At 38.4% G+C, this 15011-nt stretch carries 17 protein-coding genes and 1 other RNA gene; 8 read left to right on the top strand and 10 right to left on the bottom strand.

Annotated elements, in window-relative coordinates; translation table 11 throughout:
• Positions 1-14: 14 nt before the first annotated feature.
• The 3 genes from ACNART_RS10645 to ACNART_RS10635 all read right to left on the bottom strand — a co-directional run bounded on the left by ACNART_RS10645 (position 15) and on the right by ACNART_RS10635 (position 2938).
• Positions 15-1091, bottom strand: a complete 1077-nt coding sequence (locus tag ACNART_RS10645) for a restriction endonuclease (protein WP_232806257.1) — start codon at positions 1089-1091, stop codon at positions 15-17.
• Positions 1027-2166 (bottom strand): DNA cytosine methyltransferase, encoded by a 1140-nt coding sequence (locus tag ACNART_RS10640; protein WP_198619708.1) that lies wholly within the window; start codon positions 2164-2166, stop codon positions 1027-1029. The genes ACNART_RS10645 and ACNART_RS10640 overlap by 65 nt, the downstream gene beginning before the upstream one ends.
• Positions 2167-2626: 460 nt before the next feature.
• Positions 2627-2938, bottom strand: a complete 312-nt coding sequence (locus ACNART_RS10635) for a helix-turn-helix domain-containing protein (RefSeq protein WP_198619709.1) — start codon at positions 2936-2938, stop codon at positions 2627-2629.
• A 107-nt stretch (positions 2939-3045) separates the two neighbouring features.
• Between ACNART_RS10635 and ACNART_RS10630 the strand changes: the two genes are divergently transcribed.
• The 5 genes from ACNART_RS10630 (at position 3046) to ACNART_RS10610 (ending at position 7142) form a co-directional block, all read left to right on the top strand.
• On the top strand, positions 3046-3216 hold the full coding sequence (locus ACNART_RS10630) for a hypothetical protein (RefSeq protein WP_156171085.1): 171 nt from the start codon (positions 3046-3048) through the stop codon (positions 3214-3216).
• Positions 3217-3248: 32 nt separating this feature from the next.
• On the top strand, positions 3249-3608 hold the full coding sequence (locus tag ACNART_RS10625) for a hypothetical protein (RefSeq protein WP_198619710.1): 360 nt from the start codon (positions 3249-3251) through the stop codon (positions 3606-3608).
• Positions 3609-3976: 368 nt separating this feature from the next.
• The gene (locus tag ACNART_RS10620) at positions 3977-4570 is read left to right on the top strand and encodes a hypothetical protein (RefSeq protein ID WP_368927679.1); all 594 of its coding nucleotides are present in this window, start codon (positions 3977-3979) and stop codon (positions 4568-4570) included.
• Complete coding sequence (locus ACNART_RS10615; protein ID WP_349442977.1) at positions 4567-6213, top strand: hypothetical protein; 1647 nt, start codon at positions 4567-4569, stop codon at positions 6211-6213. Before ACNART_RS10620 ends, ACNART_RS10615 begins: the two co-directional genes overlap by 4 nt.
• 320 nt (positions 6214-6533) lie before the next feature.
• Positions 6534-7142, top strand: coding sequence for a Bro-N domain-containing protein (locus ACNART_RS10610; RefSeq protein ID WP_311747475.1), 609 nt, complete (start codon positions 6534-6536; stop codon positions 7140-7142).
• A 534-nt stretch (positions 7143-7676) separates the two neighbouring features.
• Here ACNART_RS10610 and ACNART_RS10605 read toward each other — a convergent pair.
• The 3 genes from ACNART_RS10605 to smpB form a co-directional block, all read right to left on the bottom strand.
• Positions 7677-7901, bottom strand: a complete 225-nt coding sequence (locus tag ACNART_RS10605; protein ID WP_311747474.1) for a hypothetical protein — start codon at positions 7899-7901, stop codon at positions 7677-7679.
• A 236-nt stretch (positions 7902-8137) separates the two neighbouring features.
• Positions 8138-8504: a transfer-messenger RNA gene (ssrA, locus tag ACNART_RS10600) on the bottom strand.
• Between the two features lie 59 nt (positions 8505-8563).
• On the bottom strand, positions 8564-9046 hold the full coding sequence (gene smpB / locus ACNART_RS10595; RefSeq protein WP_109370996.1) for an SsrA-binding protein SmpB: 483 nt from the start codon (positions 9044-9046) through the stop codon (positions 8564-8566).
• Positions 9047-9201: 155 nt separating this feature from the next.
• On the opposite strand from smpB, the gene ACNART_RS10590 reads away from it, so the two are divergent.
• Both ACNART_RS10590 and ACNART_RS10585 read left to right on the top strand, forming a co-directional pair.
• Positions 9202-9636: an SRPBCC family protein gene (locus ACNART_RS10590; RefSeq protein WP_006533588.1), complete on the top strand. Its 435-nt coding sequence runs from the start codon at positions 9202-9204 to the stop codon at positions 9634-9636.
• Positions 9626-9922 carry an RnfH family protein gene (locus tag ACNART_RS10585; RefSeq protein ID WP_369961909.1) on the top strand — a complete coding sequence of 99 codons (297 nt, stop codon included), beginning with the start codon at positions 9626-9628 and terminating at the stop codon, positions 9920-9922. Before ACNART_RS10590 ends, ACNART_RS10585 begins: the two co-directional genes overlap by 11 nt.
• 205 nt (positions 9923-10127) lie before the next feature.
• Here the strand turns inward: ACNART_RS10585 and bamE are convergent, their stop codons facing one another.
• The 3 genes from bamE to nadK form a co-directional block, all read right to left on the bottom strand.
• Positions 10128-10490, bottom strand: a complete 363-nt coding sequence (bamE, locus tag ACNART_RS10580; protein ID WP_198619714.1) for an outer membrane protein assembly factor BamE — start codon at positions 10488-10490, stop codon at positions 10128-10130.
• 113 nt (positions 10491-10603) lie between these two features.
• Entirely contained in the window at positions 10604-12265 is a 1662-nt protein-coding gene (recN, locus tag ACNART_RS10575) for a DNA repair protein RecN (RefSeq protein WP_109370994.1), read from the bottom strand.
• Positions 12266-12352: 87 nt separating this feature from the next.
• On the bottom strand, positions 12353-13252 hold the full coding sequence (gene nadK, locus ACNART_RS10570) for an NAD(+) kinase (protein ID WP_109370993.1): 900 nt from the start codon (positions 13250-13252) through the stop codon (positions 12353-12355).
• Between the two features lie 100 nt (positions 13253-13352).
• Here nadK and grpE point away from each other — a divergent pair, with 100 nt between their 5' ends.
• Entirely contained in the window at positions 13353-13964 is a 612-nt protein-coding gene (gene grpE, locus ACNART_RS10565; protein ID WP_160230558.1) for a nucleotide exchange factor GrpE, read from the top strand.
• 118 nt (positions 13965-14082) lie between these two features.
• Here grpE and ung read toward each other — a convergent pair whose 3' ends face one another.
• A complete protein-coding gene (ung, locus tag ACNART_RS10560; protein ID WP_196534132.1) occupies positions 14083-14763 on the bottom strand; it encodes a uracil-DNA glycosylase in 681 nt (226 codons plus the stop codon).
• Positions 14764-15011: the final 248 nt, after the last annotated feature.

Below are 15011 nucleotides of genomic sequence, written 5' to 3'. Positions count from 1 at the left end.
TCTTAAATTAGTGGTTAGTGAGTTACACAATTTTCCATAAATGAATCAAGAAACTGATCTGTAATTCCTTTTGGCTTACGGCGTTCACAAAGAGAATATAATTCTTCTACTGCCGAGTAAGGAAAAAATTTTGCATCTAACTCGCGAAATTGTGGTCTATTTGCAAATTCAATAACTTTTGCTCGATATTCATCAGGAGCAACAATTGTCCATCTGATATCTTGTAAGCGGGGGGCATAATCACAAAAATTTTTCATACGAGTTAAGCCACTTATTATTCCAGTACTGTGTTCAATTTCCATTACTGCTGGCATTAACTTACCATTTCTGAACCATATACAGTCTATTAATTTTGCGCCATTGATAGCTTCACTGTATGAACTTAAGACCTTTTCATTGGAAAGGCTATCGATTACACCATCCATTTGCGCAATAGCTTTTCCGTTATACTTAAGCCCTCGATCATTTGCTGCAACCCATGTTCTATAGCCTAAGTAGTTACCAATTTTTACTAATGCTATTTGGATCTGCGCATGTCTTCTTTTTTCTTCAATCGATAACCCATCAACTGCGCGGATGGTATCTAAATCAACACTTTGGTAAATAACTTCAGTTTTCATCTCCGAAATAACAATATTAGTTTTATATTCAGAAAGAATTCCGTTTTCATGTGGTGAATTAGGTAAATAGATAAGATGTTTGTGACCTTTAGTGATTGTTTGTTTAGTATTAATAACTTCTAAACGGTCAAGTTTACACCAGTAAAATAGAGGAGTATGAGCAAGTAAACTTTCAATAACGGAACGGGTATTATAGCTTGCACCAAATACTCGATCTAAATTGATCGGGGAATCCTCTTGAATCGCATTTGCTAGACGCCAAATCATTTGACTAGATATACTTTCTGTTCGAGCGGCTTTTAACGTTTCTCCCTTTGTTGGGTTGAAACGTTTTATACGAATAGGACCTTCTGGTTGAGTAATCGAGTCGATAACTATTTTGCCAGCATTTCTGCCATTTACATAATCAAATTGCCTGTTTTTGGGTAGGTTCGCTATTGCATTCACCAGATTCATTGCTGTTAAATTCATCTTTTATTCCTAAATGCTCTAATATAGATGCTGCTATTCCTAATGCGGCAAGATAAGGGACACCATTACCAACAGTTTTGAACATGTTTGAAAGGGTCATATAACTAGGTAGTTCAAATTCTTTTGGTAGAGATTGAATAGCAAGTGCTTCTGCAACCGTTATTCTGCGCGGTTTATATGGATGTAAGTGTACTTCATTATTACCATAAGCTGCCGTTGGGGAATACCTCCAACGATGGAGGCGCTTGTAAGATTTTTTACTGTCGTCACCTTCTTCAACAGTTTTGAAGCGAGTTAATCCTGCTCTGGGAGTGAATACATGTTTTGAATTTACATGTGCAGAAACATCATTTTTAGTAAACCAGTAATCAACTGTTAGCTCTTCAGGAAGATGCTTGGGTATATCCAATATTGAATTTTCGGCAAATTCATTAGTTGTCGGCCATTTATATTCAAAAGCACTACGATCTGGGTAAGTTCTACCGCTCCAGATAAAGTTCTTAGATAATTCTTTACTTTTGAAACCGAGCAAAATGATGCGCTCTCGATCTTGTGGTGCACTATATTCAATTGAATTTATTAATTTTTCATGTAGGTTATAACCAGCAGTTACCAACTGTTCTTTTAGATGCTCAAAAAATTCTCGGTGTTTAAGTGTGCGATATAACCCCTTGACGTTCTCAAATAAGAAGAAATCAGGTTTCATCTCTACAATAATATTTATATAGCTTTGAGATAGCTTACCGTTTTCTCCATCGCGCCCTTTATTCTTACCTGCAACTGAAAAGTCTGGGCAAGGAGGTCCTCCAATGAAACCGACAAGTCTGTGTTCTTTTTTTAGAGTTTTAATTGAATCTTTCAAGTGTTTATGATCGATTGTCTCGATACTCTTTTCAGCATAGCCAAAGCGAGGTATAGCTTTGTTCATAACCTTTCGAGAGTGTTTGTAAGCATCCATAAATGGCGGGTGATATTCATTCACAAAAACCACTTCGTAGCCAGAATTTTCAAAGCCAAGGTCTAAGAATCCAGAGCCAGAAAAGAAAGAGAAGATGGCGGGTTTAAGTGTGGACATTTTTTACCTATTATCAATCATTGGGTTATGCGGAAATTCCACCATATCTTAACAGATGAGGGGGCTATTGCAACGGATCTCGGATTAGCTATGGCGGTATATTAGTAAAAAATAAAAAGAGTAAAATAGCGAAATTAGATGATAAGAATTTTATTTAATCATATGTTTTTTAAACACTATTTATCACTTATTTAATTAAGGATTATAAACTATAGATATTCCTATGCTAAATGAGAATTCAATATACGATGTGGTATAAGGAAGATAATTTTTTGAGTGATGAATCATCGCCCCAATATGATCTTTTGCACTGTTTCGTTGTTAAAAACTCTTTACAGCTACTAAATGAAAAGCGAAAACCAGCAAAGTCAATCCGAGAGAGGAGAGGGGGGAGGAACACTGAAATTTTAACAGAATCGCTATATAGATGGCGCTATCTAATTAAATTAAGGTTGTATTACTATTTTATTTTTAATATGAGTTCTTCTTGTAGTGCTCTTGGCAGTTTGTGAAAACATTTAATCAGACAAGCTAACTGGTCATCTTGAGCATAAAAATAAGCTAACGGGATATCTAGCACATCAGCTAACTTTTGAGCCGTGCCAATATCTACCTCATGAACACCTTTTTCATAACGATTGATACGTGTACTAGCTACAAACTCGTCGATTCCCGCTGCGATACCTAAGTTCTTTTGTGATAACCCAGCAGCTAATCTGGCTTCTTTTAAGCGTCTGCAAAAGATATCTTTGTGATTTTCAATAGGATTCATAATAACTCTCAGTAATATGGAGTTACGAGAATCGTAGTTTTAGCTTGCTCTGGATACTACGAATAACGTAGTATTGTATGAGTGTAATAATTTATAAGGAGTTTTACATGAAACCGTTACTATTAACTATTGTCGCCATAATGTTAAGCGGGTGCATTAGCTATACAAATGATAAAGGGCAAAGCTGTATTGCGGATGCCGACCCAATTTCAGCGGCTGTATCAGGAAGTTTTGTTAGGTGTTATGGCGTTCCTGATGAAAATAAATCAGAGGATTGATAATTATAGCTTTTATATGGAGATGTCACTAAATGAATAATTTTTTTAGATGGGTAGGGCTCCTTCCTATAGCTTTTGTATCAGCTATAGCTTTGCCTGTACTGTTGAGAGTTCTAACAAATATAGGTTTTTTTAATTACAGGGGGGAAGAACCATTACCTTTCTATATAGAGCTGGCTACTTCTGTGGTGATGGGGGCTACGTTTGTTTCTGTAGGAAAACTAATAGCACCAAGTAACAAAGAAAGAGTAGGTAAAATATTGTTCTATATTGGTATCGTCGTGTTAGCTGGCTTATTTATTTTTAATTGGCAGCTAGGAGAAAGAATCGCTGCTTTATATTGTTTACCATCACTTGTTGGAGCATATTTAGCAATGGATTATGATATTTAATGCGCTGTTCCAATGGGATTTATAATATATGCTATGCAATAATAAATCCCATATAGTGAGTTTTTAATTCCAATTGTAATTAACATTATTTAGTACATTCGTTGCGAATATTAATCTTGCCTCATCTAGTGGTTTTAATTTAAAAGCTCTAAATCTATTTGGTGGATTGCCAAATAGTATAGATTTACCTATTCCTATCTTTGAAATTGTTCGCCCAAAAACTGTTCTACTCGTTCCATCATACTTTTCATAGCTTAAGAACAACTCAAAAAAATTACTGGACAGAATAACTGATTTCCAAGTTTTTTGAGAGTCAAAAACATAACCTCTTTGTAAACAAGTAAATGATGCAATCAAAGGAATGATGCATGACACAGACACCACTCAACGAAAATAACACACCTCAAGTCAGTCAAATCATTACGTTGGCGCTGGATGGTGAAGCTATCTTATTAAAAAACCTGACCGTCACACCCTCGATGATGTATCAAGACAAAGACCAGTCGGGGCAGTCATCAAGCACGGTAAACAGTGAGCAGGGGATTAAACCCAAAGAGCTACGCATCACGGGCACGATTCCTTTCACCGAAGAAAAAACGCTAACCCGTTTATTTGCCTTGGCAGAAGCCAAAGAGAACGGACTACTAAAACGCTACCGTGTCGCCAACCGCATGGCTAGCGCGATTAATTTTCGTCTTGGCACATTCACTAACGGCATTGATGCGTCAAAGATGGACGGTAAACAAGCCTGGCAAGTCACCTTTACCTTACGTGAGCATTTATCGGTGCCCGAAAAACGCGAAAGTCGTTCAGCAGGGCAAGTTAAAGCCAAAATACAAAGTATGAGTGATAAGCCAAAAGCCAATGGCGAAGGAACGCCAGAACAAGAGCAGGAATTGAGTCGGTTTGAAAAAGAAGTGTTAAAACCAATTAACGACGGACTCGGTGGGGTATTTAAATGAAATCAATTAATCGACTTTATTTATCGGGTGATGAAACGCACCTTGTTGACGTGAAAATGGTGCTGGAATTATCCCAATGTGGACGTGGATTTATTACTGCTAAAACCGATACTGATTACACAGGTAAATTGGTGCGTCTTGATATTGGCTACACGGATTTACTATTACGGTATTTCACGGGTTACGTGGAGCGCTCGCAACCGTCACAAAATGGTTTTCAAAAATTGTTCGTGCGCGAATTGGTTGGCGTATTCGACAGAATGTGGCCATGCTCTTTTCAGCATCCCACCTTAAAACAGATCACCGATTATCTAAAAGAGCACAGCGGATTACATTTTGTGTTACCGGATGCCGAATATGTGAATACCCCTATTCCACATTACACTCATAACGGTACGGGTTATCAATTATTAAATAGCCTGGGAAAAGTCTTCAATATTCCCGATTATGTTTGGTATCAAACGCCAGACGGTGACGTGTTCGTAGGAAGCTGGAATGATTCATTTTGGAAAGATAAAGAGATTGAAATAGACAATCAGTTTTCTTCTGAACAACGTGCCGGTAATCAAATGACCATCCCGATGGTGCAAAGTTTACGCCCTGGTGTGAAAGTGAATGATAAACGCTTAGAGCGTGTGGCGCTGGATAACGACAATATGACGTTAACGTGGATCAGCCCCGATGCGATTACAGGGCGAGCCGAAAACCGCACCATAGCCCAGCAACACATTGATAATGCTTACCCCGAGCTTTCGGCAGGATTGCACTTGCCGAAATTTGCCCGTGTTGAAGCACCCACCGAAAATACTACCGCGGGGGATATTTCTGATCCATTCAGACCAAAATATGCGGTTGATGTGCAAATGGTTGATGCCGACGGCAATGATGTGGCACCCGTTTATCACGCGGTGCCGTTACCGTTGCCGATGGCAGGCAATGAGTCGGGGATGTTTCAATATCCGCCTGTGGGTTCAATGGTTGAAATTGCATTTGAAAATGGCCGTGCAGATAAGCCCTTTATTCGTCAAGTGTTAAGTCATGGCAATACCTTGCCCGATATTAAGCCAGGCGAACAACTGCAACAGCAACGTCAAGAGGTATCACAACGGGTTACGCAGGACGGCACATGGCATCGGCAAACTGACCAAAAAATCATTGAAGAGTCGATGCATCGTGAGGTGAAAACTAATACGGAAAATCGCACCGTTATCGCCAGAGAAACCACTGTACAAGCTACCGATAAAACGACAGTCATTGGCACAAGCACGTTAATGGCGGGTGCCATTATGCAAATTGCTGAAGGTGACTTTAGCCAAGCGACGCAAGCCAATAGAGTTATTGCTGTGGGGCAAAATATGACGATTGATGTTGGTCAGAAACTGGAGGAAAAAATCGGGGCAGTGCGTTCGAGTATTGCAGGCGCGATGCAAAAAATCATGGCACCCGTTGTTTATTTGGGTAATGAACAATTGAATGTGATGCAGTGCATGTTAGATACGCTAGATGTGGTGAATGAGTTGGCTACACTCACGGCAAACCATACTCATAACAACACGGGCAGTCCATTAAATGCCTCAGCCATTAGCAACACAGGCACTAAATCAACAGGACTTAAGCAGAAGTATTCACCTGTCATTGGGTGATAAAATTGTTACCATCCTTGCCCGCGATTGCGGGCTTTTTTATATTATCTTGTTGACCTTTAAATCATTATTAATTATTGTCTTACTCACGAGGACTCAAAACCTCATACAAGCGGTCAGACCAACCCCGTCAGTGTTGGATTTTTTATGCCTATCATTTAGTGGGCGCATTGCGCGACCATACCCCGAATAATGTCGGGAGGGCGACGAATACAACACCCGAAAGGGAAATAAGTCCGCGGTCTCTTGTAGCCGTTTTGAGCCTCCTGACACCATTTTATGGTGACATCAAAATCTCAAAAAAATACAAGGGGTCAGTAATGGCTAAATATTCTGTTGTACCATTCGCTTTTGAATCATTTTCAATAAGAACACTAACAATAAAAGACATGCCGTGGTTTGTAGCGGAAGATGTTTGTAGTGCTCTAAATCTAAGTAATCCTACAATGTCATTAAAATCTTTAGATGATGACGAACGGTCTAAGTTAAACTTAGGGCGTCAAGGGAAGGTCAATATTATCAATGAGTCTGGAATGTATACATTGATACTACGTTGCCGTGATGCCATTAAAAATGGTTCTATTGCTCACAGGTTTAGAAAGTGGGTTACAAACGAGGTATTACCATCTATTCGTAAAACAGGTGGGTATCAATTATCAAAACGAAATATAACCACGAATATTCCCCTTTCTTGCCCTTGTTGCCATAAACCCTTAGAAGTAATAAAAATACATCAGCATCATAGACATCACACTGAAATAATCGCTATATGTAATAGCCATGCTTGTCAGCAAGATGCTTTAAAATATGATTTAAATTTCTCATACTACATTGAGTTAAAAGATAAAATAGAAAGAGATAATAAAGGGGTTTTAGATAAACTATCATATAAAAAACGATTAGCTTTGATTGAGTTATTATCTGATTAGTCTATATTACTAATGTTAGTTGAATGAGAATATCAAATCGTAAAAGGCCAACCTTACCAGTTGGCTTTTTTGTACCTATAAATTCCCATCTCTACGCCATTCTAAGGCGTTCAATTCTCATAATACATCCCCTGCATAGCTCAAAATGGATCGCATCGATAGCGTGCGACTGCGGGCGCATAATCCCCACGAAATAAAATCATTCACCACGTAAAACGCACTAATCCGCACCCGCCTGCACAATTTAGATCAAAAAAATATTTCAGTTTGAAATTTTTACAAAACATATCGTGAGGGCGCGCGGGGATTGGGTTCTTTGCGTAGGCGTCAAACTGAAATGATTGTAAAAGATTTCAGGTTATTTCAGTTTGAGGGATAGAAAAAGGATCTCGATAAAAACTTAATGCATTGATAGTAAAAGAAATTTCATACTTTACGTGGGATTGATGATCCACATTTTACGCGAGAGCATTTTAGAGAATATTTATTTTTCAGTGAGTTATAGATTTTTGAAATTGAAATGATTCAGAAAATTTAGTCGATGCCAGAAATAACACATAAAACTCTATCATCACTGACTAGCTCACAATCACGCACGAAAAAATACAATTTATCTTTATATAGAAATTCTTCAATAGGTCTTACTCTAATATCTTTAGGAACTAAAGTAATATCAGGTATTGCCAGTGCGGTGATCTCTTTATCGACCATCATGGTTTCTGTTGTGCTATCTGATTTAATAATAATAACTTTTCTCATTATCCTATCCTCAGTTTATTTTTGAATAATTAAATAAGTCTTTTGCTATAAGTATAAAAATGATATTTCAATTTGCCAACAAAAGAAAATAGATTACTTAAGAAGAATTAAATAATATTTGTTAGAACGGAAATGAAACAGTAACTGATATCGATGTGAAGATTTTCTGTGTGGACGTAATGTGGACATTCTAAAAATTAAGGGGGCTACGTTTTCACGTAACCCCTTGTTTTATTTGGTGGAGCTGGCGGGAGTTGAACCCGCGTCCGAAATTTCTACATCCTCGGTACTACATGCTTAGTCTATCTTTAATTTCACTTACCCACTGCGGACAGACGCGCCATGAATAAGCTAGCTTGATTAAGTTTAACGCTTCAACCCCAAGCTAGGCATCCACGCGATCTCTTTTGGGTTTGACCTCTCTTTATCCCCGTCTTAAGAGCGGAAGCTAGGGAGAGAGGGCTCAAAGCAGGTTATTAAGCTGCTAGTGCTTTATATTGATTGTCGTTTGCGACTATCTTTTTTGCGGCTTTTTACGAGGCCAACCGCCCCTCGGCATGCACCTTGGGTTTCGCAAATCCCGTCGAATCCAGAATCAGCCCCAAGTTGTTGACAGCGAGTATATCAGAAAAATACTTGTCATTGCTAGTACTTAACGCAATTTAGCGGTTAGCATTTTTCATAATACGTGCTTTGTCTAATTTCCACTCACGATCTTTAATGGTTTCACGTTTATCGTGATCTTTTTTACCTTTTGCAACACCAATTTTGATTTTGCACCAAGCGTTTTTCCAATAAAGAGAAAGTGCAACAACGGTATAACCATCACGGTTGATTTGACCATAAAGGTTATCAAGTTCACGCTGTTTTAATAATAGTTTACGGGTACGTGTCGGATCACAAACGACATGGCTTGATGCAACATTTAAAGGAGTAATAGTTGCACCAAAAAGATAAGCTTCGCCATCACGCATGATAACATAGCTATCACTGATGTTTGCTTTACCGGCTCGCAGTGATTTAACTTCCCAGCCTTGGAGCGCCAAGCCCGCTTCTATCTCATCTTCGATGAAATATTCATGGCGAGCACGTTTGTTTAACGCAATGGTCGCAGAACCAGGTTTGTGTGATTTTTTCTTTGTCATAATGTCCACATTATACTGTATGAGCAATAGAAAGAAATCATTTAACCGACTGTTTTCTTTTCAATTGCATAAAACTTAAGCTATATTCCATTAGATTTTTAATTAGTCACTGTTCAATGATATGATCCGCGCAGTGTTGTCGTACAGGAATAACTATGCCTCAGATTAGTCGATCTGCTCTTGTCCCTTTTAGTACAGAGCAAATGTTTAAACTGGTTAATGATGTTCTTACTTATCCTGATTTTCTACCAGGATGCGTTGGAAGTAAACTGATCAAAAGCACACCAGAAGAAATGATTGCATCAATAAATGTCTCTAAAGCAGGGATCAGTAAAACATTTACTACCCATAATTTTTTAAAGACAAATGAACGTGTGGATATGCGTCTTGTTGATGGTCCCTTTCGTAAATTAACTGGGGGATGGGTGTTTACCGCACTTGATGATAATGCGTGTAAGATAGAGTTTCAGCTAGACTTTGAGTTTACCAATAAATTAATTGAGTTAGCCTTTGGTCGTATTTTTAAGGATTTAACGAACAATATGGTGCAGGCGTTTACTCACAGAGCGAAAGAGATCTATCGTGACTAAAATATGGGTAGAGGTAACCTATGCGTTACCTGACAAACAGTACCTTATCCCTGTGGAACTAACATTAGGGGATACTGTTGAACAAGCCATTATTGCTTCAAATATCTTAACGATTTGTAATGATATTGATTTGACTAAGAATAAAGTGGGTATTTATAGTCGACCAGCAAAGTTAAGCGATAATGTGCGAGACGGTGATAGAGTTGAAATTTATCGACCTTTAATTGCCGATCCTAAAGAAATGCGTCGTAAACGTGCTGAGAAAGCACGACAAAAAGCGGATTAATATTATGCTTTTTGCCCAATAGGGGTGAGCATCATATATTGCATTGATAGGCCGTTTGATTACAGACAGACACAATACAAGACAACACTGTTATAAAGCAATTTCTCTTTATAAAAACACACCCCAACGTCAAATCTAACGTATGGGGTGCAATTCGTTTTTGCCAATCTATACAAAACTAAGCTTTCTTAGCGCTGTTATCGCATTACGATTTTGTTTCAGGTGCTGAGAAGTTAGGCATATTGCCTTGTTTATCAATCTTAGTCAGTATGCCATTGCTATCAAAAGTCAGGGTAAGAGTCTCTTGACGTACTTTCTGATGACCAGGCTCTTCACGGAAAACATAATACCAAGTCTGGCTTCCGAAAGGATCTTTTAGCATTGGCGTACCAAGGGCAAATTGAACTTGCTGCTGTGTCATTCCTTGCTGAACTTTTGCGACTTCGGCTGGCGTTAAATAATTTCCCTGATTGATATCTGGGTGATAAACCAGTCTCTCGAACATAGAGCAACCTGAAGTCATTACGACTAAAGATAAGGCGGCAACTTTTAACAGTTTAAAACGCATGGTTATTACATTCCTTTTAGGGTCATAGTGACGATGATAATCGACAACGCAGCAATTGAAAACCTTTCACACTCTGCCTATGACCCTAAATATCAATAAAAGTTTGTTAATCGTTATGCAGCCAACAAATCTTTCGCATTTGCTAAGGTATTTTTGGTGACTTCACTACCTGCTAATAAACGAGCGAGCTCTTGTAGACGTTCTTTTTTCGATAATAGTTTCATGGTTGTTTCAGTTTCTTCACCATTTGTCTCTTTATTGACAAAATAGTGTTGATGACCACAACCCGCGACTTGAGGTAAGTGAGTGACACACATTACTTGAGTTGATTCACCCAATTCGCGTAATAATTTACCCACAATAGCAGCAGTAGGACCACTGATACCAACATCAACTTCATCGAAAATAAGAGCAGGCGTATCCATTTTCTTCGCCGTGATCACTTGGATTGCAAGTGCAATACGTGATAATTCACCACCAGAAGCAACTTTAGAAAGGGCTTGATGCGGTTGTCCTGGGTTTGTAGTGACATTAAATTCAACTTTTGTGGCACCATCGATTTGCAGTGAGCTATCATCAAAATGAGTATCAACAGTAAAATAGCCATGAGGCATTGATAATTGATGCATACTGTTGGTGATAAGCTGGCTTAATTCATTCGCATACTGCTGGCGAACCTGATGTAACTGTTTTGCGACATCTAATGCAATTAAATGGTCAGCTTTAACTTGTTCTATTAAAGCGTCACAATCATCATTTTGACGAAGTAGGGCATTTTTTTCTTCAATTAATTGCTGATGAAGATCGTATAATTCTTCAGGTGCAACGCGATGTTTACGTGACAAACTAATGTACTTAGACATGCGTTTTTCAACTTCAAATAAGCGATTAGGATCCATCTCTAAGCGATCGCTATAATGACGAAGTTCATCACTCACCTCACTGATTTGAATAGTAGCTTCTTCCAGCATCTCTAATAGTGAATTGAACTGACTTTCCATAGAGGTCAGTTCAGCAATTTCATGTTTAGCCACATTGAGCATACTTAAAATATTTTGCTCTTCGTTATCGCTTAAAATTTGTAAGCTATTTTGGCTTAAAGTCAAAAATTGCCCGCAGTTAGAAAGACGTTTATATTCTTGATCTAATTCTGGGTATTCGCCTTGTACTGGCTGAAATTCATTGAGTTCTTTTAAATGGTAATCAACCAGTTGCTGTCTTGCTTCTCGTTCTAAAGAGAGTTGTTGAAAAGCGGCTAAAGTTTGGCAACTTTGATGCCATGTTTGATAAGCCGACTTCATGCTTTTTAATAAAGCCGGTTCATGGGCATAGATATCAAGCAGTTGTTTTTGATAGCGAGGCTCTAGAAGTTGTTGGTGAGCATGTTGTCCATGGATCTGGATAAGTAAAGAACCAAGCTCTCTTAATTGTGAAAGTGGTACGGAAGTGCCGTTGATAAAACCACGAGAACGCCCATCAGCAGAGATAGTTCTTCTTAATAGGCATTCATTATGATCATCAAGATGATGTTCTTCAAGCCAACGTTGTGCTGATGGCGTGTCAGAGAGTGAGAATCGTGCACATAAATCGGCTCTAGTTGCACCTGGGCGCACCATATTGGCATCACCACGGTTACCTAAACATAAACCTAGTGCATCAATTGCAATAGACTTACCTGCGCCAGTTTCGCCTGTAATGGTGGTCATGCCACCAGAAAAATCGATTTCAAGTTCACGGACTATGGCAAAATGACTAATGGTTAATTGAGTCAGCATAGTGCCTCTCCTGTGTATAAAAACATATCTGTAATTACATACAGTATAAACTGGTTTTTTATACAGTAAAGTAGTGAGGCACAAAAATTAAAACATTTTTTTCGACCAACCTAATTTTGAGCTGAGCGTATTAAAATAATTGTAATCAGTCGGATGAACTAAATTGAGTTTTTGACGACTTCTCTTAATAATAACTTCATCACCTTCTTTAATGGGTAACACTAATTGGCTATCGCAACTGACTTCATAATCGATATTTGTTTGTGAGAATTTTAAGCGAATTTGGCTATCACTGCTGATAACCAAAGGGCGTGCTGACAAGGTATGTGGAAACATAGGCACAAGCGCAATAGCATCAAGATTGGGTGTTAAAATAGGACCACCGGCAGAGAGTGAATAGGCCGTTGATCCTGTTGGTGTTGCGATAATTAAGCCATCAGAACGTTGAGAGAAAGCAAAACGATCATCAATGTAAACTTCAAACTCGATCATATGAGCAACTTTGCCAGGATGAAGCACGACTTCATTGATTGCTGTACCAATGCGATTTCTTTGACCTTCAGCATAGACGCGTGCTTCAAGTAAAAAACGCTTTTCTTCATGATAGTGCCCAGCTAACACATTGGTTAATTGCTGTAAGGCATTATCAGGGTCGAGATCGGTAAGAAAACCTAAATTACCTCGGTTAACGCCAATTACTTTAATGTTATAGCGAGATAAAACGCGCGCAGCGCCAAGCATATTGCCATCACCACCAACAACAATGACAAGATCAGCAACTTTGCCCACTTGTGTTAAATCACCTGTTTGTGCATTTTCTAGTTTTAGTTCTTGAGCAACTTGTGTATCAATAATAACGTCATAACCTTGAGCCAATAGCCAATGATAGAGCATTTCATGCGTTGAAATTGCTTCAGGATGACGGGGATGGCCGACAATGCCAATGCATTTAAAGTGTTTTTCTTCTGTTACGGTATTATCTGGCATTTTTTTACCCTCGTTTTGCGCCAATTCCTTGAAACCCGTTTATTGATCCCCATAATAAACTAAATATGAAGATGAATACCAAAACTACGCGGAGATGTTCATGAGTAGTAAAGAACAAAATGTACATGAAGAGCAAGCCTCAAAAGAAAAAGAAGGAATGGGATCTGCAATGAATGAGTCTCAAGAGCCAACAATGACCGAAGAAGCACAAGCGGACTTTAATGCTCAAGCTGAATTAGTGGAAGCATTAGCGCGTGTTGATTCTCTTGAAAAACAACTTGAGCAATCTCAAAAGACAGAGCGTGAAGCAATGATCCGCGCTCAAGCTGAAGTTGAGAACATTCGTCGCCGTACTCAACAAGATGTTGAGAAAGCACATAAATTTGCGCTTGAGAAATTTTCTAATGAGTTACTGCCTGTACTTGATAATTTAGAGCGTGCTTTATCTGCGGCTGATCATGAAAATGAATCGCTAAAACCTATGATTGAAGGGTTAGAGTTAACGCTGAAATCATTCTTAGATGCTGTTCATAAATTTGGCATTGAAGTGGTTGAAGAAAAAAATGTGGTATTTAACCCTGAAGTTCACCAAGCGATGACATTAATTGATAGCCCAGCACATGACTCTAATCATGTTGTTGATGTTATGCAAAAAGGATACACCTTAAACGGCCGTTTACTGCGCCCAGCTATGGTTATCGTTTCTAAATAACATTGATTAAAACATTCGTTATCACATGAGTTATTACATGTAGATAAAGTAAACCGCACAATACGAAGATTATTCAATATTCTTGTTATTGTGCGGTTTTATGTTTTATAGGGGAATTTTATTCAATGGGATCAAGATGCCAATTGATTGGTTTGCGGCCTTGCTGCTGTAAAATATCGTTGGCTTGTTTAAAATGACCACAACCTAAAAAGCCTCTATGAGCAGAAAGCGGGGATGGATGAGGTGCTTTTAAAATAACGTGTTTATTTGTATCAATAAAACGTCCTTTTTTCTGAGCATGAGCGCCCCAAAGTAAGAAAATAACCCCATCTCTACGCTGATTGATCTGTTCGATTACTGCGTCAGTAAAGATCTCCCAACCATAGTTAGCGTGAGAATGTGCTTGGCCTTTCTCTACCGTCAATACGGTATTAAGTAATAAAACACCTTGTTTTGCCCAGCTTTCTAAATAGCCGTGGTTAGGGCGTTTAAAATCAGGGTATTCTTTTTCTAGTTCTTTATACATATTGACTAATGAAGGTGGTGCTGGCACGCCTGGTCGTACTGAAAAAGAGAGTCCATGTGCTTGATTAGGGCCGTGATAAGGATCTTGCCCCAAAATAACTACATTCACATTATCAAAAGGCGTAAAACGAAAAGCATTAAAAATATCTTCTTGAGGAGGATAAACAATTTTACCAGCGGCTCTTTGTTGTGCGACTTGAAACATAATTTGATGAAAGTAAGGCTTTTCTTTTTCAGCGCCTATCACATCATGCCAAGTTAATGGTGTAGTCATAACCTAAAATCCTTGTTGATATCTTATAGTGTCTAAGCTTACCGATTTCATCAAGGGAATGAAAATATTACGGGCTAAAAATAAAAATTAATTGAGCCATCAACTTTTATTTGAAAATTTACAAAAAAAATTGCAAATCAGTGATGAATGATTATTGATTTAAAACAACACTTTGCACCCTCTTGGATAAAGTGCTTATGAATTTTGTTGATATTTATCAAAGAATGGCGCCATTTATACTGGTATAT

Source organism: Proteus sp. LHD240705, from assembly GCF_047921555.1.
Lineage (GTDB): Bacteria > Pseudomonadota > Gammaproteobacteria > Enterobacterales > Enterobacteriaceae > Proteus.
The sequence above is the reverse complement of the archived record's forward strand: the minus strand, read 5'-3'. Positions and strand labels throughout refer to the sequence as shown.